20 protein-coding genes, 3 other RNA genes and 2 pseudogenes are annotated in these 22158 nt (G+C 62.0%); 15 read left to right on the top strand and 10 right to left on the bottom strand.

The window, feature by feature from the left end:
- Positions 1–20: 20 nt before the first annotated feature.
- A complete protein-coding gene (locus J5I97_RS08825) occupies positions 21–653 on the bottom strand; it encodes a TetR/AcrR family transcriptional regulator (protein WP_208591301.1) in 633 nt (210 codons plus the stop codon).
- Between the two features lie 219 nt (positions 654–872).
- On the opposite strand from J5I97_RS08825, the gene ndk reads away from it, so the two are divergent.
- From ndk to J5I97_RS08865, 8 genes are all read left to right on the top strand, one after another.
- Positions 873–1298, top strand: a complete 426-nt coding sequence (ndk, locus tag J5I97_RS08830; protein WP_208591302.1) for a nucleoside-diphosphate kinase — start codon at positions 873–875, stop codon at positions 1296–1298.
- Between the two features lie 18 nt (positions 1299–1316).
- Positions 1317–2522 carry a 23S rRNA (adenine(2503)-C(2))-methyltransferase RlmN gene (rlmN, locus tag J5I97_RS08835; protein WP_371885844.1) on the top strand — a complete coding sequence of 402 codons (1206 nt, stop codon included), beginning with the start codon at positions 1317–1319 and terminating at the stop codon, positions 2520–2522.
- A 10-nt stretch (positions 2523–2532) separates the two neighbouring features.
- Positions 2533–3321: a type IV pilus biogenesis/stability protein PilW gene (gene pilW, locus J5I97_RS08840; protein ID WP_208591637.1), complete on the top strand. Its 789-nt coding sequence runs from the start codon at positions 2533–2535 to the stop codon at positions 3319–3321.
- Positions 3318–4181 (top strand): helix-turn-helix domain-containing protein, encoded by an 864-nt coding sequence (locus J5I97_RS08845; protein WP_208591304.1) that lies wholly within the window; start codon positions 3318–3320, stop codon positions 4179–4181. Before pilW ends, J5I97_RS08845 begins: the two co-directional genes overlap by 4 nt.
- A gap of 70 nt (positions 4182–4251) precedes the next feature.
- The gene (locus J5I97_RS08850) at positions 4252–4890 is read left to right on the top strand and encodes a YfgM family protein (RefSeq protein ID WP_208591306.1); all 639 of its coding nucleotides are present in this window, start codon (positions 4252–4254) and stop codon (positions 4888–4890) included.
- Positions 4890–6107, top strand: a complete 1218-nt coding sequence (gene bamB / locus J5I97_RS08855) for an outer membrane protein assembly factor BamB (RefSeq protein WP_208591308.1) — start codon at positions 4890–4892, stop codon at positions 6105–6107. The genes J5I97_RS08850 and bamB overlap by 1 nt, the downstream gene beginning before the upstream one ends.
- A gap of 10 nt (positions 6108–6117) precedes the next feature.
- Positions 6118–7515, top strand: coding sequence for a ribosome biogenesis GTPase Der (gene der, locus J5I97_RS08860; RefSeq protein ID WP_208591312.1), 1398 nt, complete (start codon positions 6118–6120; stop codon positions 7513–7515).
- A 164-nt stretch (positions 7516–7679) separates the two neighbouring features.
- Positions 7680–8900 (top strand): molybdopterin molybdotransferase MoeA, encoded by a 1221-nt coding sequence (locus J5I97_RS08865; RefSeq protein ID WP_208591313.1) that lies wholly within the window; start codon positions 7680–7682, stop codon positions 8898–8900.
- A gap of 171 nt (positions 8901–9071) precedes the next feature.
- Here the strand turns inward: J5I97_RS08865 and moeB are convergent, their stop codons facing one another.
- The gene (gene moeB / locus J5I97_RS08870) at positions 9072–10214 is read right to left on the bottom strand and encodes a molybdopterin-synthase adenylyltransferase MoeB (RefSeq protein WP_345776692.1); all 1143 of its coding nucleotides are present in this window, start codon (positions 10212–10214) and stop codon (positions 9072–9074) included.
- Positions 10215–10467: 253 nt separating this feature from the next.
- Here moeB and J5I97_RS08875 point away from each other — a divergent pair, with 253 nt between their 5' ends.
- The gene (locus J5I97_RS08875; protein WP_208591315.1) at positions 10468–13176 is read left to right on the top strand and encodes a TonB-dependent receptor; all 2709 of its coding nucleotides are present in this window, start codon (positions 10468–10470) and stop codon (positions 13174–13176) included.
- Positions 13177–13467: 291 nt separating this feature from the next.
- Here J5I97_RS08875 and J5I97_RS08880 read toward each other — a convergent pair whose 3' ends face one another.
- Complete coding sequence (locus tag J5I97_RS08880) at positions 13468–14238, bottom strand: OBAP family protein (protein ID WP_208591316.1); 771 nt, start codon at positions 14236–14238, stop codon at positions 13468–13470.
- 71 nt (positions 14239–14309) lie between these two features.
- Complete coding sequence (locus J5I97_RS08885) at positions 14310–14483, bottom strand: hypothetical protein (protein WP_208591870.1); 174 nt, start codon at positions 14481–14483, stop codon at positions 14310–14312.
- 192 nt (positions 14484–14675) lie between these two features.
- Here J5I97_RS08885 and J5I97_RS08890 point away from each other — a divergent pair, with 192 nt between their 5' ends.
- From J5I97_RS08890 to J5I97_RS08900, 3 genes are read left to right on the top strand one after another with little or no spacing between them, the layout of a single operon-like run.
- The gene (locus tag J5I97_RS08890; RefSeq protein ID WP_208591317.1) at positions 14676–15929 is read left to right on the top strand and encodes a molybdopterin molybdotransferase MoeA; all 1254 of its coding nucleotides are present in this window, start codon (positions 14676–14678) and stop codon (positions 15927–15929) included.
- Positions 15930–15971: 42 nt separating this feature from the next.
- A complete protein-coding gene (gene mobA / locus J5I97_RS08895; RefSeq protein ID WP_208591319.1) occupies positions 15972–16541 on the top strand; it encodes a molybdenum cofactor guanylyltransferase in 570 nt (189 codons plus the stop codon).
- Complete coding sequence (locus J5I97_RS08900; protein ID WP_208591321.1) at positions 16525–16887, top strand: hypothetical protein; 363 nt, start codon at positions 16525–16527, stop codon at positions 16885–16887. The genes mobA and J5I97_RS08900 overlap by 17 nt, the downstream gene beginning before the upstream one ends.
- Before the next feature lie 27 nt (positions 16888–16914).
- On the opposite strand, the gene J5I97_RS08905 is transcribed toward J5I97_RS08900, so the two are convergent.
- Positions 16915–17913 carry an NAD(P)-dependent oxidoreductase gene (locus J5I97_RS08905; protein ID WP_208591322.1) on the bottom strand — a complete coding sequence of 333 codons (999 nt, stop codon included), beginning with the start codon at positions 17911–17913 and terminating at the stop codon, positions 16915–16917.
- 281 nt (positions 17914–18194) lie between these two features.
- Positions 18195–18269: non-coding RNA, sX9 sRNA (locus J5I97_RS08910), on the bottom strand.
- A gap of 127 nt (positions 18270–18396) precedes the next feature.
- On the opposite strand from J5I97_RS08910, the gene J5I97_RS08915 reads away from it, so the two are divergent.
- Positions 18397–19201 (top strand): IS5 family transposase gene (locus tag J5I97_RS08915; protein ID WP_208591324.1). Its coding sequence is split into 2 segments (ribosomal slippage): positions 18397–18728 and positions 18727–19201, totalling 807 coding nucleotides; the frame shifts between segments, so codons are not numbered across the junction.
- A 167-nt stretch (positions 19202–19368) separates the two neighbouring features.
- On the opposite strand, the gene J5I97_RS08920 is transcribed toward J5I97_RS08915, so the two are convergent.
- The 3 genes from J5I97_RS08920 to J5I97_RS08930 all read right to left on the bottom strand — a co-directional run bounded on the left by J5I97_RS08920 (position 19369) and on the right by J5I97_RS08930 (position 20931).
- Positions 19369–19878 carry a ferritin-like domain-containing protein gene (locus tag J5I97_RS08920; protein ID WP_208591326.1) on the bottom strand — a complete coding sequence of 170 codons (510 nt, stop codon included), beginning with the start codon at positions 19876–19878 and terminating at the stop codon, positions 19369–19371.
- Positions 19879–20142: 264 nt separating this feature from the next.
- Positions 20143–20218, bottom strand: a non-coding RNA gene (locus J5I97_RS08925) — sX9 sRNA.
- 455 nt (positions 20219–20673) lie between these two features.
- Positions 20674–20931, bottom strand: a complete 258-nt coding sequence (locus J5I97_RS08930; protein WP_002812907.1) for a KGG domain-containing protein — start codon at positions 20929–20931, stop codon at positions 20674–20676.
- A 331-nt stretch (positions 20932–21262) separates the two neighbouring features.
- On the opposite strand from J5I97_RS08930, the pseudogene J5I97_RS08935 reads away from it, so the two are divergent.
- Positions 21263–21527: pseudogene (locus J5I97_RS08935) on the top strand (peptidase); the annotation flags it as partial.
- Here J5I97_RS08935 and J5I97_RS08940 read toward each other — a convergent pair.
- A pseudogene (locus J5I97_RS08940) lies at positions 21507–21704 on the bottom strand (EAL domain-containing protein); the annotation flags it as partial. The pseudogenes J5I97_RS08935 and J5I97_RS08940 sit on opposite strands and share 21 nt — an antisense overlap.
- Positions 21705–21882: 178 nt before the next feature.
- Here J5I97_RS08940 and J5I97_RS08945 point away from each other — a divergent pair.
- A non-coding RNA gene (locus J5I97_RS08945) (sX9 sRNA) lies at positions 21883–21958 on the top strand.
- Positions 21959–22158 lie beyond the last annotated feature (200 nt).

Raw genomic sequence — 22158 nt, forward strand, 5'->3', positions numbered from 1 at the left:
GAGCCTTTGGTGTGAGCGACTTACAGTGTGGAACGGGTACGGAAACCGGGTTCTGCAAAACGAATCAGTTCGCGCGCGGCATGCGCACTGTGGTCGGCCTCGCTGACGCCCACAGGGCGCTTTTTGAGGCCGAAATCGGCCATGGCATAGGTCAGCGCGCCGGCCAGAAAGTCCAGGCGCCAGTAAAGCTCTTCCTTGCTCAGACCCGGCACGCAGGCGGCGATAGCCTTGCCGAATTCGCGCAGCACGTGTCCGTAGTGGTCGGACAGAAACTTGCGCAGGTTGTCGTTCTTTTCGGCGTAGGCACGTGCGATCACCCGCACAAAGGCACCGCCGCTCTGTCGGTCTTGCGCCATCGCTAGGGCCGGCTCGACGAATGCGGCGAGCACGGCAGTGAGCTCACCCGGCTGCGACTTCTTTGCCACCTCCAGCTGCTGCAGACGTGCGGCGGTCATTTCGTCCATGCGGCGGCGGAACACTTCGTTGACCAGATTTTCCTTGGAGCCGAAGTGATAGTTGACCGCAGCGATGTTGACATCGGCCTGGGTGGTTAATTGACGCAGCGAAGTCCCAGCGAACCCGTGCTGGGCGAACAGCTCCTCGGCCGCGCCGAGGATGCGGTCCTTGGTGGAGAAGTGAGCGGGCTTGGGCATGCGCGGAGATGGAGCTCAATCAAACGATTGTTTGAGCTTATGGGCTCGGCGTCGCGCGGGTCATGCGGCAACGCAGCACGATTCAAGAGGGCGGTATGCAAATGAAACGGCGAAGAGATAGACTTGAGCATCGAAAAGAAGCCTAAGCCCGCGTTTTGTCGTGGGTTTTTTTCATGATAACCTCGGGCCTTCAGTGGCCCGCCCAACGGAGATTTTCCCATGGCGCTGGAGCGCACCTTATCCATCATCAAGCCTGACGCCGTCGCCAAGAACGTCATCGGCGAAATTTACAGTCGCTTCGAGAAGGCTGGCATGAAGGTTGTGGCGGCCAAATACAAGCAGCTGTCGCGTCGCGAAGCTGAAGGTTTCTATGCGGTGCACCGCGAGCGTCCGTTCTTCAACGCGTTGGTCGAGTTCATGATCTCCGGCCCGGTGATGATCCAGGCGCTTGAAGGCGAGAATGCCGTTGCCGCACATCGTGACCTGCTCGGTGCGACCAATCCCAAGGACGCTGCGCCGGGCACCATCCGCGCCGACTTCGCCGACTCCATCGATGCCAATGCCGCCCACGGCTCGGACTCGGTCGAAAACGCTGCCAACGAAGTCGCGTATTTCTTTGCCGCTACTGAAGTGGTCTCGCGCTGAGGCCGAGAGAGTCGAATCGTGAATGAGGTCGTGATCCCCTCCGTGCTGCAGAACGTTCCTGTCCGTATCCCGGAACTACGCAAGCAGAACCTGCTCGACCTCGACCGCGAGGGACTGGAGCGCTTCTTCGCCGACACGCTCGGCGAAGCACGTTACCGTGCCCATCAGGTGATGAAGTGGATTCACCATCGCTACGTCACCGACTTCGACCAGATGACCGATCTCGGCAAGGCGCTGCGTGCGAAGTTGCACCGGCACGCCGAGGTCCTCGTCCCGACTGTCGTGTTCGACAAGCCTTCCACCGATGGCACCCACAAGTGGCTGCTGGCCATGGGCACCGACGGCAAGAACGCGATCGAGACGGTCTACATCCCCGACAAGGGGCGCGGTACGTTGTGCGTGTCCTCCCAGGTCGGCTGCGGCTTGAACTGCACCTTTTGTTCGACCGCTACCCAGGGCTTCAACCGTAACCTCACCACCGCCGAGATCGTCGGGCAGGTGTGGGTGGCGGCGCGCCATCTGGGCAACGTGCCGCACCAGCAGCGCCGTCTCACCAACGTGGTGATGATGGGCATGGGCGAGCCGTTGATGAATTTCGACAACGTCGTGCGCTCGATGAACGTAATGCGCGACGATCTGGGATACGGGTTGGCCAGCAAGCGGGTCACGCTGTCGACCTCGGGTCTGGTGCCGATGATTGACAGGTTGTCGAGCGAAAGCGATGTCTCGCTGGCGGTCTCGCTGCATGCTGCCAACGACACGCTACGCCAGAGCCTGGTGCCGTTAAACAAGAAATATCCGATTGCGGAGTTGATGGAATCGTGCGCGCGCTATTTGCGCAGCAGCAAGAAGCGCGATTCGGTCACCTTTGAATACACCTTGATGAAAGGAATCAACGACCAGCCGGAGCATGCGCGCCAGCTGGCCAGATTGATGCGGCAGTTTGACAATGCGGTGCAGTCCAAGGACGCTGGCAAGGTGAATCTGATCCCATTCAATCCGTTCCCGGGTACGCGCTACGAGCGCTCGGGCGAGGCGCAGATTCGCGCATTCCAGAAGATCCTGCTCGACGCGCAGGTGCTGACGATGGTTCGCCGCACCCGTGGCGACGACATCGATGCAGCGTGCGGGCAGCTTAAAGGGCAGGTCATGGACCGTACCCGTCGCCAGGCGGAGTTCCGCCGCATATTGGAAGGGCAGGCCGATCGAGATGCGGCAGCGTGATATCGCGTTAATGGTGGCCATGGCAATTGCGCTGGGCGCGGTCGGTTGCGGTGGCCGCAATGCCAAGGCCGGGTTGGCCAAGACCGTGGAAGAAGTCGCTCCGGTGTATTCGTTCCGCGACAACAAGGCGACCAAGAGCCGCCTGGCTGTGCAGGAAAAGCTTGGGTTGGCCGGCAATCGACTGCAGACCGGCGATTATGCCGGTGCCGAAGAGCAGGTCCGTGCAGCATTGAAGAAGGACGCGCAGTCGGTGGATGCCATCGGTATGCTGGCGTTGATCCAAGGAGCCAAGGGCGATGTGACTGGTTCTGGCGCCTCCTACCGCCGGGCTGCCGAACTCGCGCCGCAGCGCGGCGATGTATTGAACAACTACGGTGCATGGCTGTGTGCGAATGGGTCGCCTGCCGAATCGTTGATCTGGTTCGATCGCGCGTTGACCGACAGAACCTACGCATCTCCTGCTTCTGCACTAGGCAACGCGGGCGGTTGCGCACTTGAGGCTGGTCAGCCCGAGCGTGCAGTCAGCGATCTGCGCAAAGCGCTCGATCTGGATCCGAATAACCCGTACGCGCTTGAGTCGATGGCACGGTTGGAAGCAGGGCGTCGCAATTATTTCGAAGCCCGCGCTTTTATCGAAAGACGTTTGGCGGCTGCACCGGCAACAGCTTCCGTGTTACAACTCGCCATTCAGATTGAGCGAGGGCTAGGCGACAAGGTAGCCGCCGGCCGTTACCAACAGCGGTTGGTCAAGGAATTCCCTGACGCAGCGACCGCTACTCCCGGGGCCAATGCATTGTGATCAGTGATTCCAATTCGAACCTTTTCGAGCAGGAAAAGGGCTGCGGACAGCATTTGCGCGAAGCGCGCCAAGCAGCAGGTCTGAGCGTGGACGATGTCGCCGGCAAGCTGCGTATGCCGGCGCATGTGGTGCGCTCATTGGAGCAGGAAGAATGGCAGCGCCTCGGTGCGCCGGTCTTCGTGCGAGGTCAGTTAAGCAGTTATGCGCGCTTGCTGCAGGTCGACCTGGAGTCGCTGCTGCAGCAGGCAAACATCGCACCGATCGAACCGGTCAAGCTGGTCAGCCACACTCACACCCCGCGTGCGCGTCGCATTCTCGAAAGCACCACGCGCAAGGCGATGTACGTCGTCATAACCGGCGTGTTCGCGGTGCCGGTCTGGTACGCGACCCGCTCGCATCTGGATGGCAAAGCGGCGCCGACTATGGTGTCGCTGGACAGCATGCCGGAGTCCGCAAGGGCTGGCAGGCCGGGCAATGCTGCAGCTCAACCGGCCAGCGCGCCGCGCGAGCAGCCGGCGCCATATATCGCGTCGATGACGCCAGTGCCGCGCGCCACTGCTGAGGCCGAGGCTACTGCGGTTAGTACTACAAGTGGCGGCAGTTTGTCGTTGAGTTTCAGCGGCGACAGTTGGGTGCAGATTCTGGCACCGGATGGCAGCGCAGTCGAAAAAGCACTCGTGCGTGCCGGGGAACGTCGCAGCTATTCGCCGGGTCAGGTAGGCCGCGTCGTGCTGGGCAATGCGTCGGCGGTACAGGTTCAGCAAGGCGGCAGTATCGTCGATGTGAAACCGTTCCAGCGCGCTAACGTGGCGCGTTTTGCGGTATCCTCCGACGGCTCCGTAGTACCTGCTTCTGAGTGAAGCGGACTGCGGTTTTTCATTTTTCCCTATAGATGTTCCGCGCCTCCTGGATGACGGAGCGAGAGTAAGCATGGCGATCGACGATCTGCTGGACGAACACGAACAAGGCGAACGCGTTCGTTCCTGGTTGAGAAAAAATGGCGCGGGCCTGGTAGGCGGCGTCGTGATTGGCCTGGCCCTGATTCTAGGCTGGCAGTGGTGGCAGAAGCTCACCAACACCGAATTGGTCGAAGCCAACGCCCGTTACGAGGCGGTGGTGAAATCCATCCAGGGCAAGGACCTGGACAAGGCAGCCGAGGACATCGTGGTGCTCGATAACGGCAAGGGCGGTATTTACGCCGAGCTGGCCGCGCTGCGTTTGGCCAAGGCCCAGTTGGACGCCGGCAAGAATGCCGAAGCAATCAAGACCCTGCGTGAGGTACATGCAGAAGGGGAGCTCAAGCAGATCGTGCGGCAGCGCCTTGCGCGCGTGCTGACCGAGAGCGGCAAGCCGGATGAGGCGATCAAGCTGCTGGCCGATGCGCAGGACCACACCAGCCTGGAGATCCGGGCCGATGCGCTGGTCGTGCAGGGCAAGCCGGATGAAGCGCGTGCGCTTTACACCAAGGCCCTGACCACGGTGGATGTGGCTTCGCCGCAGCGCCGTTTGCTGGAAACCAAGTTGATGGATGTGGGCGGCAAAGTGCCCGATCCGGCGGAGCAGATTTGATGAAGCGGGTTGACATGTATAAGCGCGTTGCATTGATTGCCCTGATGGGCATGTCGTTGGCTGGCTGCAGCACTGTCAAGGGCTGGTTTGCTGGTAAAGATGCTGCTGCCAAGAAGGCGCAGGAACCTGCCGAACTGGTCGAGTTCGAGCCGTCCGTCAAAGTGGACAAAATCTGGTCCACCGGCATCGGTAAGGGCGAAGGACACATCGGTGTGCGTCAGCGTCCGGCGGTGGCTGACGGCAAGGTATACGCCTCGGCGATTACTGGTGGCGTGCAGGCGCTGGACCTGCAGACCGGCAAGCGCGTGTGGGAATACAAACCCAAGAAGGAAGAGCGCAACGATCACAAGTTCAAGCAGCGCTTGTCCGGTGGACCCGGCGTTGGCGAAAGTCTGGTAGTGATCGGTACGCTGTCTGGCGATGTGATTGCGTTGAACCAGGCCGACGGTACCGAAAAATGGCGCGCCAAGGTGCCCAACGAAGTGATCGCCGCGCCAGCCATCGCGCAGAATCTGGTGCTGGTGCGTAGCAACGATGGCCGCGTGACTGCATTCGATTCGGCAACCGGCGAGCGCCGCTGGTTCCATGCCGAAGAAGGTCCGACCTTGTCGGTGCGCGGCAACGCACCGATCGTGACTGGCCCGGGCGTGGTGTTTGTCGGCAACGACAGCGGCACCTTGAGCGCGCTGGCACTGCAGGATGGTCGCCCCTTGTGGGAGCAGGCCATCGGGGTGCCGGAAGGCCGCACCGAGCTGGAGCGGATGTCCGACGTGGACGGTGCATCGGTACTGGACGGCACCACGCTGTATGCGACCAGCTTCAAGAACGAAACCCTGGCACTGGAAGGCCCGAGCGGCCGGCCGCTGTGGACGCGCGATCACGGCGGCGCTGGTGGTGTTGGCGTGTCGTCCAGCGTGGTGGTGGTCTCGGACAACGCCGGTTCGGTTTGGGGCTTGGACAAGAGCAGCGGTGCGGCGATGTGGTCGCAGGCTGCCTTGGCTCGCCGCTCGCTCACTGGTGTCGCCATTCAGGGCGATTACGCCGTGGTTGGCGATTACAAGGGCTATCTGCACTGGCTGAAACTCAGCGACGGTGCATTGGCCGCGCGCGCGCGCGCCGGACGCGACACGCTGCTGGCGCAGCCGGTGGTCGTGGATGGCATTCTGCTGGTACAAAACACCGATGGCGATCTGACCGCCTTCCGGTTGGCACAATAAGGACTTCGTAATGCTGCCCCTGGTCGCCCTGGTTGGACGGCCCAATGTCGGCAAGTCCACCATTTTTAACGCGCTGACGCGTACCCGTGACGCGCTGGTCCACGACCAGCCTGGGGTTACCCGCGACCGCAATTACGGGGTCTGCCGTCTCGACGGGGAGCGCCCCTTCATTGTCGTCGACACCGGCGGTATCGCCGGCGACGAGGAAGGCCTTGCCGGCGCCACCGCACGTCAGGCACGTGCTGCCGCTGGCGAAGCCGATCTGGTGCTGTTCGTGGTCGATGGCCGCGAAGGCGCGTCCTCACTCGATGACGAGATCCTGGCCTGGCTGCGTAAGCTGGCACGGCCGACCGTGCTGGTCGTCAACAAAATCGACGGCACCGACGAAGAAACCGTGCGCTCGGAATTCGCACGTTACGGCTTCTCCGATGTGGTGGCGTTGTCTGCCGCGCATCGGCAGGGTATTGACGAATTGCTCGAAGAAGTCGGTGCACGTCTGCCTGAGGAAGGTGCTGGCGAGTTGCTCGATACCGATCCGGCGCGTGTGCGCATCGCCTTTGTTGGCCGTCCAAATGTGGGCAAGTCGACCCTGGTCAACCGTCTGCTCGGCGAAGAACGCATGATCGCCTCCGAAGTGCCGGGCACCACGCGCGACTCGATCGCCGTGGACATGGATCGCGATGGTCGCCAATACCGACTGATCGACACGGCGGGTCTGCGCCGTCGGGGCAAGGTCGAAGAGGCGGTGGAGAAGTTCAGCGCGTTCAAGACCCTGCAGGCAATCGAGCAATGCCAGGTTGCGGTGTTGATGCTCGATGCGGGCGAAGGCGTGACCGACCAGGATGCAACCATTCTTGGCGCGATTCTGGACGCTGGTCGTGCCTTGGTCGTGGCGATCAACAAGTGGGACGGGCAGACCGACTACCAGCGTGCGCAGGCCGAAGATCTGCTGTCGCGCAAGCTGGGTTTTGTCAGCTGGGCCGAGGCGGTGCGGATTTCTGCGCTGCATGGCTCGGGCATGCGCGAGTTGTTCCAGGCGATCCATCGTGCACACGCATCGGCCACGCATGAATTCAGCACCAGTGAAGTCAATCAGGCACTGGAAATCGCCTACGAGACCAATCCGCCGCCGAGCATCCGTGGACATGTTTCCAAGCTGCGCTACGTTCATCCGGGCGGCGCCAATCCGCCGACTTTCATCGTGCATGGCACGCGGTTGAAGGTGTTGCCGGAGTCGTACAAGCGCTACCTGGAAAACTTCTTCCGCAAGCGCTTCAAGCTGGTTGGTACGCCCGTGCGTTTTATCTTCCGCGAAGGTGCCAATCCCTACGAAGGCAAGAGGAACACGCTCTCCGACCGGCAGGTCGCGCGCAAGCGGCGCTTGATGCGGCACGTCAAGGGCAAGTAAGCGTGCCCCCGGGAGCCCTGGCAATCAGTTGTCAGGTGTTGGTGGGGGAGGCGCGTAGGGATCGGATGTGCGCGTCGGGCAGGTCGCTGCCCGCAAGGGCCGCGCGGTTGTTGCGTTTTGGCGATCACTCTTGGCTGTCGTGGCGCGCTGGTATCCTGCGCGCCATGACTGACTATCCCTCACGCATTCCCTATGCACAGGCGCTGCAGATTCTGCAGGCCGTCGCGGCCAATCGCCGTCCGCCCGATGAAAACATCGCTGCCTCGCTTGCCGATGGGCGGATTTGCGCCGCCGATCTGATTGCTCCACTCGCGCTGCCGCCGTTCGCCAATAGCGCGATGGATGGCTTTGCTTTGCGACATGCCGATGTTGCTGGCGGCGATGCGTCGTTGCAATTGGTCGGCGAACAATTTGCTGGTGATCGCTGGACCGGCGCGCTGAGTGCTGGGCAGTGCCTGCGCATTACCACCGGTGCGCCGCTGCCGGATGGCGCCGACACCGTGATCCCCAAAGAAGACGCCGACGAGCGCGATGGTGCGGTGCGCTGTCGCACCATGCCTGCGTCGGGGGCCGCAGTGCGGCTTGCCGGTAGCGATGTGCGTGCTGGCGATCTGGTGATCCAGAGCGGGCAGGTGCTGACCCCCGCCCGCATCGGCCTGGCCGCTGCGCTTGGTGTATCGCGGCTGGCGGTAGCACCGCGGCCGACCATTGCGGTCCTGGCTACCGGCGATGAGTTGGTCGAGCCGGGCATGCCGCTCGGTCCCGGGCAAATTTACAACAGCAACCGCAACATGTTGATGGCGCAGCTGCGGGCATTGGGCTACGCGCCGACGGCGTGGCCGACCTTGCCCGACGATCCGCAGCGCATCCGCACTATGCTGGAAGATGCGGCAGCGGCGTTCGATGTGGTGATCACCTGCGGCGGTGTGTCGGCGGGCGAAAAGGATTATCTGCCGCAGTTGATCGGCGAACTGGGCCGTATCCATTTCTGGCGCGTGCGCATGCGCCCGGGGATGCCGGCGTTGCTAGGTCAGATCGGCCGCTGTCTGGTGTTGAGTCTTCCGGGCAACCCGGTGTCGGTACTGGCGACCTTGATCGCTTACGGCGTGCCGTTGCTGGATAGCTTGCAGGGACGTAGCGAGCCGCGTCCGGTATGGCATGCAGCCTTGGCAAGCCCGTGGGAAAAGCGCCACGAGCGCCTGGAGTTTCTGCGTGGGCGATTGGAGTGCGGCGAAGACGGACGTCTGACGGCGCTGCCGCATCGTGGCGATGCCTCGCATCTGCTCCGTGGCGCGGCAGATAGCAATGCCTTGATCGTGTTGCCGGAGCAGGCGCGACGGTTTGAGGCGGGCGAGATCGTACGGGTGATTCCTTACGCGCTTTGATCGCTCAACGAATCACGTGGCCACCGACGCGTAGCGAATAGACCTCAGGTGTGTTTGCAGCAAGTGTGTGTGGCAGCAAGTCGGAGTACAGCGGTCGAACGGTGTGCCACACAACGGGGGCCCGGTCAGGCCGGGCTGGTTGACGCTGCGCAGTCGATTTGAGCACCGCCCTCAGCCGGTTGCGCTGCCGCACAACGCGGCGTAGTCGGCATACCCGGGGAATGCGACGCCGGGCGCGCACACCGGGCACTGCGGATCGGGCGGCAGGCGGATTTCGCGAAAGCGCATGGCCAGCGCATCGAAGCTGAGCAAGCGTCCGGCCAGGCTGTCGCCGATGCCAAGCAGCAATTTCAACGCCTCCGTGGCCTGCAACAGCCCGATCACGCCGGGCAACACGCCGAGTACGCCGGCCTCGGCACAGCTGGGTGCGAACTCCGGCGGTGGCGGCTCGGGGAACAGGCAGCGATAGCAGGGCGCACGGCCGCGGTTGCGGCCGGCATCGAACACGCTCAACTGGCCTTCGAACTGTTGTACCGCGCCGTACACCAGCGGCTTACCGAGTTTGACGCAGGCATCGTTGAGCAGATAGCGCGCAGGAAAGTTGTCAGCGCCATCGACCACCACATCCACGTCCTGTAGCAGTGCTTCGATATTGCTGGCATTGACGCGCGCCTGCACTGCATCGATCTGCACACGTGGATTGAGCGCGGCGATGCGCTGCTCAGCCGATTTGACCTTGGCGCTACCGACACTGTCTTCGGTGTGCAGAATCTGGCGCTGCAGGTTGCTGCGATCCACCACATCGTCGTCGGCGAGACGCAAGTGACCGACGCCTGCCGCAGCGAGATAGAACGCCGCTGGCGAGCCCAGTCCACCAGCGCCGATCAGTAGCACGCGCGAACGCGCCAGGCGCTGCTGTCCTTCGAGACCGACCTGCGGCAAGTGCAGATGGCGCGAGTAGCGCTCGAGAAAATCCTGTTCGTCCGGTAGCAGCGCCGGGCGCACCAACGGTAGGCCGTTAGTCGACCACGCGCTGGTGCCACCAACCACCGACGAGACGTGCGCATATCCCTGGGCACGCAAAACCTCGGCCGTGTGCGCGGAGCGCTTGCCGCTCTGGCAGATCAACACGATCTCGCGCGTTTGCTCGGGCAGATGCTGTGCGGGCGCAGTTTCCAACGCGTTTTGCGTAATCGCTAACGCGCCTTCGGCCTGGCCGCCGGCACGCTCGTGCAGTTGCCGGATATCGATCAGCAAGGCGCCCTGCAGAGCAAGGGCGCGGGCGTCGGTGGGGGAGATGTGTTGGCTGCTCATGCAGCTATTGTCGCGCAAACGCTAGAGCGCTTCGATGTGCAGTGTCCTTGTGGCAGCCGGGCGAAACGGTCGGCCGATGAAAGACGCGTCACGGTCGCGGCAATGTCGCGTTTGCGATCACGCCGTATTGCGAGCGGCACCGCTGTAATTCGGCGTCGTCACACACGGCACCGCGGCTGGTTCGGCCCGGTTTGCCGTCTTGCGCAGCGCGCCCAGCCGCGCGTTATCGCAGCGACCGACTCAGGAGAAACACATGTTCGTCTCATCCAAGCATGCGCCCTTCGTGCGCCGTGCCGTCGCGCATCGACCGCTGACCTTGTGGATCGGTCTGGCTTTGAGCTGCAGCGCGCAGGCGCTGCAAGCCGCGCCCAATCAAGCCGCGCCCAATCAAGCCGCGCCCAATGCCGACGACGCGGCCCGGCCCGCCGCCGTGCAGCCTACCTCCACGTTGGATGCGGTGCAGGTCAAAGGCATGCGCAGCAGCGTGCAAAGCGCGATTGCGACCAAGCAGTCGAATTCTGAAATCAGCGATTCAATCGTGGCTGAAGACATCGGCAAATTGCCCGACAACAGCGTGGCGGCCGCATTGCAGCGCGTGACCGGTGTGCAGGTGGCGCGTGCGGGCGGCGAGGTGGGGCAAGTGCTGGTGCGCGGTTTGCCGAATGTCATCACCACTCTGGATGGGCGCAACGTGTTTACCACTGTGGGCCGCGACGTGGAACTGGCCGATGTACCGGCCGAGTTGCTGCGCAGCGTGGATGTGTACAAAACCACCGGCGCACAATTCCAGGAAGGCGGCATTGCCGGTGTGGTGGACGTGCATCTGCGGCGACCGTTCGACTTCGTGGAAGACAGCACGATCGCCGGCAGCGTGAGTGCGTTGCGTGGCGATCAGTCCGAGAAGACCGTTCCCAACGGCAGCCTCACCATGAGCCAGCGCAGGGATACCGATGTTGGCCGCATGGGCTGGATGGGCAGCGTGTCTTATCAGCGTCGTCCGTATCAGGAATCCAACACGCTGTACGGCACCTACGATCTCAAACCGAATCCGGTCGATACGGGTCAGCAACTCTATGTGCCGTACAGCGCAGGAGGGCTGATGGCGCGCGGCGACCGCAAGCGTAAGTCGGCGAATTTTTCGTTTCAGTGGGCACCGAGCGAGAACAGCGAAGTCTATTTCGACACGTTGTATATCGGTTACGACAACCGGCCGCAGGTGAATTACTGGTTGCCGTTCCCGGGCCTGGCAACGGCTGAAAACACCGAGTCGGTGAGTATGCGTCCGGGCACCAATGTGCTGGATGGCCTAGTGGCGCGCGACATGCGTACGCTATCGAGCACGCAGGCGCACAAGAACGCATCGGACACCTATCAGGCCGCGCTGGGCGGGCGTTGGACCGGTGAGCACATGCGTTTGAGGAGCGAGTTGGCCTATACCTATAGCAGCGCCAGGAATCGTTCGTTTACGCTCGATATGAATACGCAGGCGCCGTTGCTCAACATGCGTTCGGGCGGCGGTGCGGCCGATATCTGGATCACCCAGGCAGACGGCAGTGCGTACGACATCACGGCTCCCGGCAATTGGGAGTTGAGCCAGTACTATGACAGCTGGAACAAACAAAAAGGCCAGGAGTGGGCCTGGCGAGGCGATGCGAATATCGATCTGGATGTCGGGCCGCTGCGCTCGTTGGATGTCGGTGCACGTGCGAGCCGGCGCACCGCGACGAACCATTCCGGCGATACCGGCGCACGTGACAACATCACTGGTACGCCAATTTATTTGAGCGATGTGCAGGGTCTGGCATCGGTGACGCCGGGCAACATGATCGATGGCGCGCGTGCGTTCACCAGCGACCGCTGGGCGTCGGCCAATCAGGATTTTTTGCTGCAGCAAAGCACGCAGGTGCGCACCTTGATGGGCCAGACACCGGACTTGCCAGATGAGAATCCTGCGCTTTTCTTCGATGATCGCGAAGACAACTATGCCGTCTATGCGCAGCTCAACTACGGATTCTCGCTTGGGTCGATTCCTGTCGATGGACGCTTGGGCGCGCGTGCGACGCGGTTGGATTCCAGTCTGCAGGGCAGCCAGTCACTGGATGGCATACTGAGCCCGGTCGGCATCGATCGCCGCATCGACAAAGTGTTGCCCAATTACAGCGCCAACCTGGCCTTGCAAGAGAACCTGATGCTGCGGCTGGCCGGCAGCACCACGATCACGCGGCCGGAATTTGCCGATCTGAACCCGCAGTTGGCCTTGTATCAATCCACCGAGTCGTTGCCGGCGCGTGGCAATGGCGGCAACCCGCAGCTGCGCGCAGTGGAATCGCGCAATGCCGATGTGTCGTTGGAATGGTATTTCCGTCCCGGCTCGTTGCTGTCGGTCGCCGCTTTCCATCGCAAGATCGACGGATACATCCAGAACTACGCGGCCGACGAGGCCATCGGCGGCATCGTCTATTCGATCAGCCGGCCACGCAATGCAGACGAGGGCACACTGAAGGGTGTGGAAGTGGGCTATGCGCAGTTCTACGATTTCCTGCCGGGCTGGTGGTCCGGCTTCGGTAGCCAGCTCAATTACACCTATATTTCAGCCGAAGCCGATTCGCCGGAAGGGATCAGCCAGCCATTGACCAATGTTTCGAAGAACTCCTGCAACGCGATCCTGATGTACGAGTACGCACGCTTTTCTGCGAGGGTGGCTTATAACTGGCGCGGTGATTATGCGGTGAGTTTCAATAGTTCCGGCGATCAACCCGAACAGATCAACCAGGGACGCGAGAAGTGGCTGGATGTGGCGTTCAACTACGAGCTCAGCAAGAAACTGACGCTGTTTGCAGAGGCAACCAATCTGCTGGGGACGACGACCAACAACTACTTCGGTCAACGTAATGGCGATTTCCCACGTGAGATCGCATCGCCCGAGCGTACCTATACGCTGGGCTTTCGCTTCCGTCTGTGATGTGGGCAACGCGGCCTGCGCGCAGCGCTGGCATCAGGCTCACTGGCGCTGCGGTAGCGATGGATTTTTGGCACGTTTGGTGCTGCGGCCGGTGGTGTTCGCACGCCGGCCGACCGTGGTTGCCACAAGATGCCATTAGAAAATGCGGTGCGTGGCAACGACATGTTCAAGCACAAGCACGCCGGCTGCGTGCGCGCAGGAGCTGTTCCGTAGCTCGGGCGCATTGCCGCGCTTTGAGCAAACTGTCGCCCTGCTGCACCGTTGCGGCAGTGCTTTTTTCGTCCTGGCGAGTCAGGGTTGGGTGGCGTTTGCGTCGACCACACCGGGGATGGGTTTGGCATCGGCAAAATGCGCGTGCAACGCGTCCACACCGTGTTGCGGCTTTGCCAGCGGTGTAAGGTCCTGGCGGTTGGTGCGACGTTCGGCGGTGGAGATGGACATAGCCTGATCGCGCTGCGCGATCAGCGGCTGCTGCAGTTCGCCATCGCGGTTGAACGACCATGCCAGCATCGGCTCGCCTAGCGGCAGCGCATCGCCTGGCGTAGCGCCTTTGCGCGAATGCCAGGTGTGCCAAGTCTTGCCGTAAGTGTTGATCTTGCTGCGCATCAATTCCTTTTCGGCCACCAATGGCAGATTGGGAGCCGACAGCTGGCCGGATAGAATCTCGCCGTTGTGCGGATGCCAGAAGTCGCGCTCGTGTTCTGGCAGTTGCGCGAACAACTTCTCCGAGATGATGTACTCGATGCCGGTGAGGTTGGCGCTATCGGTATTGGCGTCGTAAAGCGCGCATTGCGCGAGGTCTTCGTTGACCTGTTGGCAATAGTGATGCGCTTCCATCTGTTCGTCCGGCGCGTCTTTCATCGGATGGAAGCCGACCAGATAGATGTCTAGCTTGCCGACCGGGCCGCTGGGTTGCAGCACCTTGGCGCCGGCTTCCAGTACATTGGTTTTGGCGCTTTCCGGTGCGCCGGGCGGGGTGACCGATGGCGGGCTGCGCGAGCAGCTGACGCACAACGCAATGCCAATCAATAATGCGGAATATCGCATGCCAGTTCCAAACATCAGGGTGCTACAAGCTAAGAACGCCAGCGGTCTGCGAAACGTGAGTATGTGCAGGCGCACGCAGCGCAGCTTCACCTCGCTTGAGCATCGGCTCTATCCAGCCGCCAGCGCTTGATCGGTTGCAGCCCATCGCACGTGATGGCGGTTGCCAGCATCAGCAAGTTGCTGGCGATAAACACCGCGTTGCCGATCACAGCGCTGTAGAGGATGAACAGCACCGAGGCGTTGATCTGGCCAGGTGTCATGCCGTGGCGCCAGCCAAGCCAGTGTCACGCTGCACTCGCTCCGCACCGCTGACCACCAACGCATCTCATCCCAAAGTGCATAACACGCCCTACGGAAGTGCGATGTAGCGCCGCATCGCCGCGCCTGTACCTGTTGCGCTGGGGGCCAGTATCCTGGCCAGCCAGGTCATCCAACGGTTGGCAGTGCCTTTCATGATCAGCTACGCCCAAGCACTCGCGCTTGTCCATCGGCAGGTCGCCACGCTAACCAGCGAGTGGGTGGATAGCGCCGCTGCGGAAGGCCGCGTGCTCGCCGAGGCATTGTCGAGCCCGGCCGAGTTGCCAGCCTTCGATAACAGTGCGATGGATGGCGTTGCGCTGGCCACCGCCGGGCGTGGCGCATCGGCAGGCAGCGAACACGTCGTGATCGGTAGCGTTGCAGCTGGCCAAGATGCTGGCGCTGCAGCGACGGGCACGGCATGGGAAATCACGACCGGTGCCGGCATACCACCAGGTGCCGATGCGGTGGTGCCGATCGAGCAAGTCGAGATCCTCGCGTATGAGCACACGCGACTCAGCCGCATTCGTCTGCGCGCCGAGGTGCGTGCCGGGCAGCATATTCGTCGTCGCGGTGAAGACGTGACCTTGAATGATCGGGCGATCAATGCCGGTACCGTGTTGCGTGGTGCGCATCTGATGCTGCTTGCTGGTTTGGGATGTGGGCGGGTGCAGGTAGTACGTCGCCCGCGCGTGGCCTTGATCGTCACCGGGCGCGAGTTGGTCAGTGATCCCTTGCAATCATTGCAGCCGGGCCAGATTCGCGATGGCACCAGCAGTTATCTGCTCAGTCAGTTGCAGGCAGCCGGCGCAGAACTGGTATGGCGGGGGCAGGTTGGCGACGACGATGCGGCATTCGATGGAGCGCTCGCGCGGGCGCGCCAAGCCGGTGCCGATGTGATCTTAAGCACGGGTGCGGTGTCGCGTGGTCGCTACGACATCGTGCCGGATGCGCTGACGCGGCACGCTGCCGCGTTTATTTTTCATAAGGTCGCCGTGCGGCCGGGCAAACCGATGCTGCTGGCACGCTTTGCCGATGGCGTCTTGTACGTCGGTTTGCCAGGCAATCCGATGGCGAGCGCTGCGGGGTTACGTTTCTTCGTTGAACCAGCGTTGCGCGGTTTGCTGGGCATGCCAGCGGAGCGCGGCTTGCGTGTTGCATTGGAGGCGCCGCTGCAGGCTCGGCCGATCTGGCGACAACATCTGCGTGCCCGTCTGCGCTGCAGCGACGCTGGCGTGCTGTCGGTGCACATCCTGCCGCAGCAAGAGTCCTTTCGCGTGGCGCCATTGCTGCAGGCCAATGTCTGGGCGGTGCTGGAACCGCAAGACGTTGGCGCAGCGCCGAGCACGATGGCGGAGGTGTTCGGGTTGGGCCATCTGCAACCGGCTGCGCCGGCAACAACGCAATGATATGACCATGTACCCGCACTGCATTACGTGTGAGTGCGCTGCATGAGTGCCGCACACCCGTGGACAGGTGTGGTGCTGGCCGGCGGGCGTTCCTCGCGCATGGGGTACGACAAGGCGCTGCTGCTGTGGCGCGGGCGTCCGTTGATCGCGCATATGCAGCTGCTGCTGCGCGACGCCGGCGCGCAGGAGGTGCTGATCAGCGGTGATCGTGCCGGTCACCCCGGCATTGCCGATATCCAACCCGATCTGGGTCCGCTCGGTGGTCTTGCGAGCGTAATCAACCATGTGGCCGATGCGAGCATCCTGGTGGTGGTGCCGGTGGATATGCCGTTGCTGTCCACAGCATTGCTGCAAAAGCTGCTGGCTCCATCGCCGTACTGCTGTGTGAGCTTCGAGGACCACATGCTGCCGATGCGCCTGCGCATCGATACCACCTTGCGTGAGGTATTGTCGGTGCTGATGGTTGGCGATGCATCGTCACGCTCGCTGCGCGCCTTGCAGCGTTCACTGCAGTGCCATCGCGTTGCTGTCACCGCCAGCGAAGGTGCCGCGTTCGTCAATTGCAATACGCCCGAGCAATGGAGTCGGCTCATTCATGAAAATACAGATTGAAGGTCAGTACCTGCGGTTCCGCATCGACGAGGCCGAACTGGCCGAACTGCTCGACGGGCGCAGCGTCGACAATTTGAGTCGTTTGCCGAGCGGGCAGGGCGCGCGGTTAGTGCGGCATAGCGTGCGTCTTACCAGCGGTCATCCAGCGTGCAATTGCGCTACCGATCATTGGCAGCTATCGGTGTCGCGCGATGCGCTCGAAGAACATGCGCGGCAGCTGCCCAGCCGCGACGGATTGAGCTTCAGCTTCGATGCGGGCGCCGGCCATGCCGAGCACATGACGCTGCGCGTGACTTTGGATATCGATGTACGCGACAGTGCACGCAAGCGATTTGCGAAAGCGTGAGCTTGCGGCAGCGAGTGTTGGCACCACTCAGGCAGTCGTCTGGGTGTTCGCTGGAATGCCTTGCACGCGGTCGCAGGCAAGGCCGTGCGCCCGCAGGATTGCTTCGATCGCTTCGGCGGCAGTGTCGTCGTAGCCTGCGCCACTGCGTAACGCCACCACATGCAGGCCGTCGCTGGCCAGCTCCAGCAATAAAGCCTGTTGTGTATCGGGCGCTTGCGGCAGAGCGCGGCGCGAAGCATCGCGCCGTGCCAGTTCGAGCACTGCATCCGGGATGTCTTCGCCGATCAACAAGACATCGGCCAGATTCATCGCACGCAACGCCTTCAAGGTAAGCAGGCCCGGATCGCCGGGGCCGATGCCGACCAACTGCACGCTGCCACGCGCCGGTACCGTGTCTGTATTGTCCAACGCGGCAGTGAATGCGGCTTCGGCAGCGTCATCGTTGCCGGCTTGCAGCAACAGCGGTACCGCGCCATCGATGACGCGGTCGAACCAGCGCCGACGCCGATTCATATCCGGGAACTGGCTGCGGATCCGCTCGCGGTGACGCGCGAATAGTGCGGCGAATCGGCCCACCGATGCATCCAGTTCGCGCTCCAGCCGCTCGCGCAGGCGCCGTGCCAGCATCGGGGCGGCACCCGCAGACGAAATGGCGATGACCAATGGGTCGCGGTCCACGATGGCCGGCACTTGGTACGTCGACAGCTCCGCATCGTCCACCACATTGACCAAGCGCTGACGCGCGCCGGCTGCAGCGGCGACGCGTTGATTCAAGTCGGCATCGTCGGTGGCGGCGACCACCAGCCACACCGTATCGATCCAGGCCGGGTCGAATTCATCGCCGAGTTGCTCGAAGCGGCCGGCTTGCATCAGTACCGCCAGCTCCGGCGACAGCGCATGTGCGTACAGACGGATATGCGCGCCGGCCTTGAGCAGGGCGAGCACCTTGCGCGTGGCGACTTCGCCGCCGCCGATAACCAGCACGGCGCGTCCCTGCAGATTCGCGAACAACGGAAACAACGGCATCAGACGTACTCCAAAAGATGGCATGCACCGGCGGCATACTGCATGGCACCATCAGGCCACGTCTACGCCTCGCTGCGCCACTGCGTGTTTCGCTCACTGGGCATGCATTATCGTGCCTTGTCTGTGCATGAGCGCGAGTTCGTGGAAGCGATGAGCTCCGCCTGGACCTTGGTCATTCATCAATTTGGAAGTTGCTATGAAATTGGGCACAAAGCCCCGCCAGATGCGCGCGTTCGGATTGGCACTGGCTGCTTTAACAGGGTTGTCTTTTAGCTAAGAGCGGCTAACAAAACGTAGCAGCAGTCGTCAGGCGGGCGCGGCCGGCGCGCAGGAACCGGAGTGTACGGGTGGTACATGCCGATTCCGAGCACCGGCCGCGCCCGCCTGGCGGTGAGCGCAGTCGTTTTGTTAGCCGCTCTTAATGCCTTAGAGCGTCTAACAAAACCCCTTGAATCTTGTCTCGCCGGTGGCAAAATTGCGGACATGACACGTCGCAAAGAGATCCCCATTGCGCTGTGGAAGCGCATCGAGCCGCTGATTCCCCAAGTGAAGCGTTCGCCCAAAGGTGGACGGCCGCGCATCAGTGATCAGCAAGCCCTCAACGGCATCGTCTATGTCTTGCGCACGGGCATGCCATGGGAAGACCTGCCTGTGGAACTGGGCTATGGCAGCGGCATGACCTGCTGGCGCCGGTTGCGTGATTGGCAAGCCGCCGGTGTGTGGCATCGTCTGCATCAGGTGTTGCTGACCGAGCTGCGTCGCGCCCAGAGGCTGGATCTGAGCCGAGCCAGTCTGGACGCCGCCAGTGTGGCCTCCCCCGGGGGGCGCCTACACCGGGCCAAACCCGACCGATCGCGGCAAACTCGGCAGCAAACGGCATCTGATCGTGGACCGCAACGGCGTGCCCTTGGCAGTGTGCGTCACCGGCGCCAATCGGCACGACTCGGTCGTGTTCGAGGAGTTGATCGACGCCTTGCCGCCAATTGGTGGCAAACCAGGGCGCCCGCGACGTTGGCCAGACAAATTGCACGCCGACAAGGCTTACGACATCGACCGCTGTCGCGCCTTCCTCAAGCAGCGCGGCATCATTGCGCGGATCGCACGCAAGGGAATCGAGCGCAACGACCGGTTGGGCCGTCATCGCTGGGTCGTCGAGCGCACGCATGCCTGGTTCGCAGGCCTGGGCAAACTGCGCATCCGCTTTGAACGCCGCATCGATCTCCACTTGGCGTTGCTCTCGCTTGCATGCTCCATCATCTGCTTACGGCTTCTTCCTGGGTTTTGTTAGCCGCTCTTAATGACTGGACTGAACACCTAACGTGGGTCAACGCATCGACATGTGCGCGATGTGCTTAGCCGGTCATGCCACGCTGCAGCAGCAGCGACCATGCCGATGCGGTTGGCCCCGCACCGCAGGGCCCTTCAACATGCCTGCTAGATACTGGCAGCAGCCGGTTACTTCTTTGCGGTGACGCCTGGGGTTGCATCGCGCACCAGGAATTCCTCGGTCAGCGCCGGCAGATGGGCAAGCAGCCAATCGGCCATCGCCTGCTCCTGCGGCAGTATCTGCTCGCACACGCGCTGCGTTTGGATGTCGCCAACGGTCTTGGCAGCACCCAGCAACGCGGTATAAGTGGCGATCTCCAGGTTTTCGAATACATAGCTGGCCATCGCACCCTTGACGATTTCGTCGGAGGTGGTCATGCCGCCCATGGCCTGACCAAACGCAGCCACCTTGCCTATGGTGTCCTTGAGCACCGACGGTGAACCGCCCAGACGTTCGATACACGAATCGACCAGGCGCTGTTGGCTCAACGTCTCTTCCAGATGCTGTTCGATGCGTGCCTTGAGCTGCGGATAGTGCTCGATGCGGGCCGCCTGGGCCTTGAGCATCTGCTCGGCCTGCTGCTCCATCGCGTGCGCATCGCGCAACCAGTCCATCAAATTTTCTTGGGGTTCGGCCATGCGGATTCTCCTGTTGTGTGCGATGCGTCCAGGCTGCCGTGCCGCGCATGAAAGCCACGGCTGTTTCAGGTGAGCGGGGTGTGCGGTATCCACATGGTATTGACACAGCGACACCGGAGGCAGGCCCGCTGCACCTGGATCGATTGGCGCACGTAGCGGACGCGTGGGTGACTCATCGGTCATCGGCAGGCCGTGCTACAAGCGCGTAACATCTACAAACACTGTTTCATTGGCGCTGACTGGACGAAGCAGATCGCTAAGAGCGACTAACAAAACGTAGCGAGCAGTCGTCAGGTAGGTGTGGACGGCGCGCAGGAACCGGAGTGTACGGGTGGTACATGCCGATTCCGAGCACCGGCCGCGCCCGCCTGGCGGTGAGCGCAGTCGTTTTGTCAGTCGCTCTAAGGCTCAGCCACAGCGGCCCCAGACATATACGCGACAACATGGCGATCGGGCGAAGGATCGGGTGGTGCCTGCACATCCAGCCGCCGACCGATGTTGCATCGCGGCAAGGGTGTAAATGTTCTCTGCAATCGACGACGCACGTCGCCAGAGCTGCAAAAATTTCCTGTTCGTCCATGATCGTTGCGGATCAAGATTTTATCGAAACTTCAGGCGTGCCAGTCGGTCTGCGCCGATGCATCAACCACATGCGTGTGCAACCGATCGCTCCGCCCGGCGTACAACTGCAACACCCAATTCCTAGCAAAACGACGCAGGCCCTGCGCCGCATTGGCGCAGAGCCTGCATCCCAGCTCATCAAGACCGGCACGTCATCGGCGTGCCAATACCAGATTACGCGGATTCTTCCTGCGGCTTGGTCTGCTTGGAGCGCCCACCCTTGCTGCCGATACGCGACATATGATCGCGATCGCGGCTCACTGCCTGGCCACCCTTGCGGCCAGCTTCACGTGCTTCGTCGCTGGTAAATTCGTGCGCATTGCCGCTGGCATGCGCTGCCTTTCCTCCGCTGCTAGCCAGCACACGGCGCTTTTCGGGATCCAATGCGGCAAAGCCGCGCCGGCTACGAGTACTGTTTTGTAGGTCTTCCACTGTGCCTCCTCTCGATGCTTCGGTTACGACGTTGGTAATGGGCTCAACGCAACAATCGTGCCAACCCGCAAAGCGAGGCCATACGGTGCAGAACAAGCAGATGCAGGAAAAAACAGCTGCGCTCGCTGCGCAAATCTTGCACTCCTGCCTTACCTCATGTGATGGCATCGCTCCGGCTTTTGGATAGCGCTATCAACACATGGAGCAGAGCCACTCAGCCGATCACCCGCGCCGCACGATTACAGCAGCGTGATCGCTTGCGCACGCACGCTCGGTTACTCCTGCAGGAAGCGCCGCTCCAAACCGGCACGGTAGGTTTGCCAGCAGCCGGGATACCACGCTGCGGTGTGCATTGGTCACAGGCGGCGTACATGGTTAAGAAACCGGTGGCGTGCAAGGCGCGCTGAAGTTCTTGCAGCAACGCGCTGCAGACAATGCCGGCAGACTCAATCTGTTGGTCGCAGCCGCAGAGATAGGCCGCACTGATGCAACTGGTCGCCGCAACCGCGGGCCAGATGCTGGTGCATATCGATCCGCACGAAATCAACGACAGCGACGAATACCAATTCCGTCCGGCTCTGGATGCCACGTGTGGCCGGTACGCGCAAGCGGCCGCACTGGATCATGGTCAGCGCCGCGACGGGTGCAACCAACGCGTGGCACAGCGAGCGCGCACTGTGTTCGAGCAGCTCCATCCCACCAAGATCGGTGGGCACCACGCCCGACCAGTCGAAGTGGCGTTCCTGCGTTTTGTCGTCCGGAGCAAGCCGCATGCCGTAAGGTGCCGTGTGGAAGATCACACTGCACCGCTACCAGAAACAAACCGAGCTTATCGATGGATGACGAGCATCAGAGATATGGCCTTACCGAGAACCGCCTGCCACGCTAAGAGCTGCTAACAAAACGACTGCGCTCACTGCCAGGCGAGCGCGGTCGGTGCTCGGAATCGGCATGTGCCACGCATACACTCCGGTTCCTGCGCGCCGTTCGCACCCACCTGACGACTGCTCGCTACGTTTTGTTAGCCGCTCTAAATACCGTGTCGCAGCAACGAACCCGACAATAATTCCCCTGATGAGACCGCGACAGAAAAATGCCGCGGTCCATCGACCGATGTCGACAGTAAGCGGTGGTCTTAATCGCGAAAGCGAGCTCATTAAAGCGATGGAAAAGCCGAAAATTTCGCGTTTCGATTTCATTAAATTCACCAAAATCCGGTGATTATTC

It is taken from the genome of Xanthomonas fragariae, assembly GCF_017603965.1.
In the GTDB taxonomy this organism is placed as follows: domain Bacteria; phylum Pseudomonadota; class Gammaproteobacteria; order Xanthomonadales; family Xanthomonadaceae; genus Xanthomonas; species Xanthomonas fragariae_A.

Excerpts from the sequence above, each read along its gene's own strand:
- J5I97_RS08825 (WP_208591301.1), bottom strand. The coding sequence starts at position 653 with ATGCCCAAGCCCGCTCACTTCTCCACCAAGGACCGCATCCTCGGCGCG.
- ndk (WP_208591302.1), top strand. The coding sequence starts at position 873 with ATGGCGCTGGAGCGCACCTTATCCATCATCAAGCCTGACGCCGTCGCC.
- pilW (WP_208591637.1), top strand. The coding sequence starts at position 2,533 with ATGGTGGCCATGGCAATTGCGCTGGGCGCGGTCGGTTGCGGTGGCCGC.
- J5I97_RS08850 (WP_208591306.1), top strand. The coding sequence starts at position 4,252 with ATGGCGATCGACGATCTGCTGGACGAACACGAACAAGGCGAACGCGTT.
- bamB (WP_208591308.1), top strand. The coding sequence starts at position 4,890 with ATGAAGCGGGTTGACATGTATAAGCGCGTTGCATTGATTGCCCTGATG.
- der (WP_208591312.1), top strand. The coding sequence starts at position 6,118 with ATGCTGCCCCTGGTCGCCCTGGTTGGACGGCCCAATGTCGGCAAGTCC.
- J5I97_RS08865 (WP_208591313.1), top strand. The coding sequence starts at position 7,680 with ATGACTGACTATCCCTCACGCATTCCCTATGCACAGGCGCTGCAGATT.
- moeB (WP_345776692.1), bottom strand. The coding sequence starts at position 10,214 with ATGAGCAGCCAACACATCTCCCCCACCGACGCCCGCGCCCTTGCTCTG.
- J5I97_RS08875 (WP_208591315.1), top strand. The coding sequence starts at position 10,468 with ATGTTCGTCTCATCCAAGCATGCGCCCTTCGTGCGCCGTGCCGTCGCG.
- J5I97_RS08880 (WP_208591316.1), bottom strand. The coding sequence starts at position 14,238 with ATGTTTGGAACTGGCATGCGATATTCCGCATTATTGATTGGCATTGCG.
- J5I97_RS08885 (WP_208591870.1), bottom strand. The coding sequence starts at position 14,483 with ATGACACCTGGCCAGATCAACGCCTCGGTGCTGTTCATCCTCTACAGC.
- J5I97_RS08890 (WP_208591317.1), top strand. The coding sequence starts at position 14,676 with ATGATCAGCTACGCCCAAGCACTCGCGCTTGTCCATCGGCAGGTCGCC.
- mobA (WP_208591319.1), top strand. The coding sequence starts at position 15,972 with ATGAGTGCCGCACACCCGTGGACAGGTGTGGTGCTGGCCGGCGGGCGT.
- J5I97_RS08900 (WP_208591321.1), top strand. The coding sequence starts at position 16,525 with ATGAAAATACAGATTGAAGGTCAGTACCTGCGGTTCCGCATCGACGAG.
- J5I97_RS08905 (WP_208591322.1), bottom strand. The coding sequence starts at position 17,913 with ATGCCGTTGTTTCCGTTGTTCGCGAATCTGCAGGGACGCGCCGTGCTG.
- J5I97_RS08920 (WP_208591326.1), bottom strand. The coding sequence starts at position 19,878 with ATGGCCGAACCCCAAGAAAATTTGATGGACTGGTTGCGCGATGCGCAC.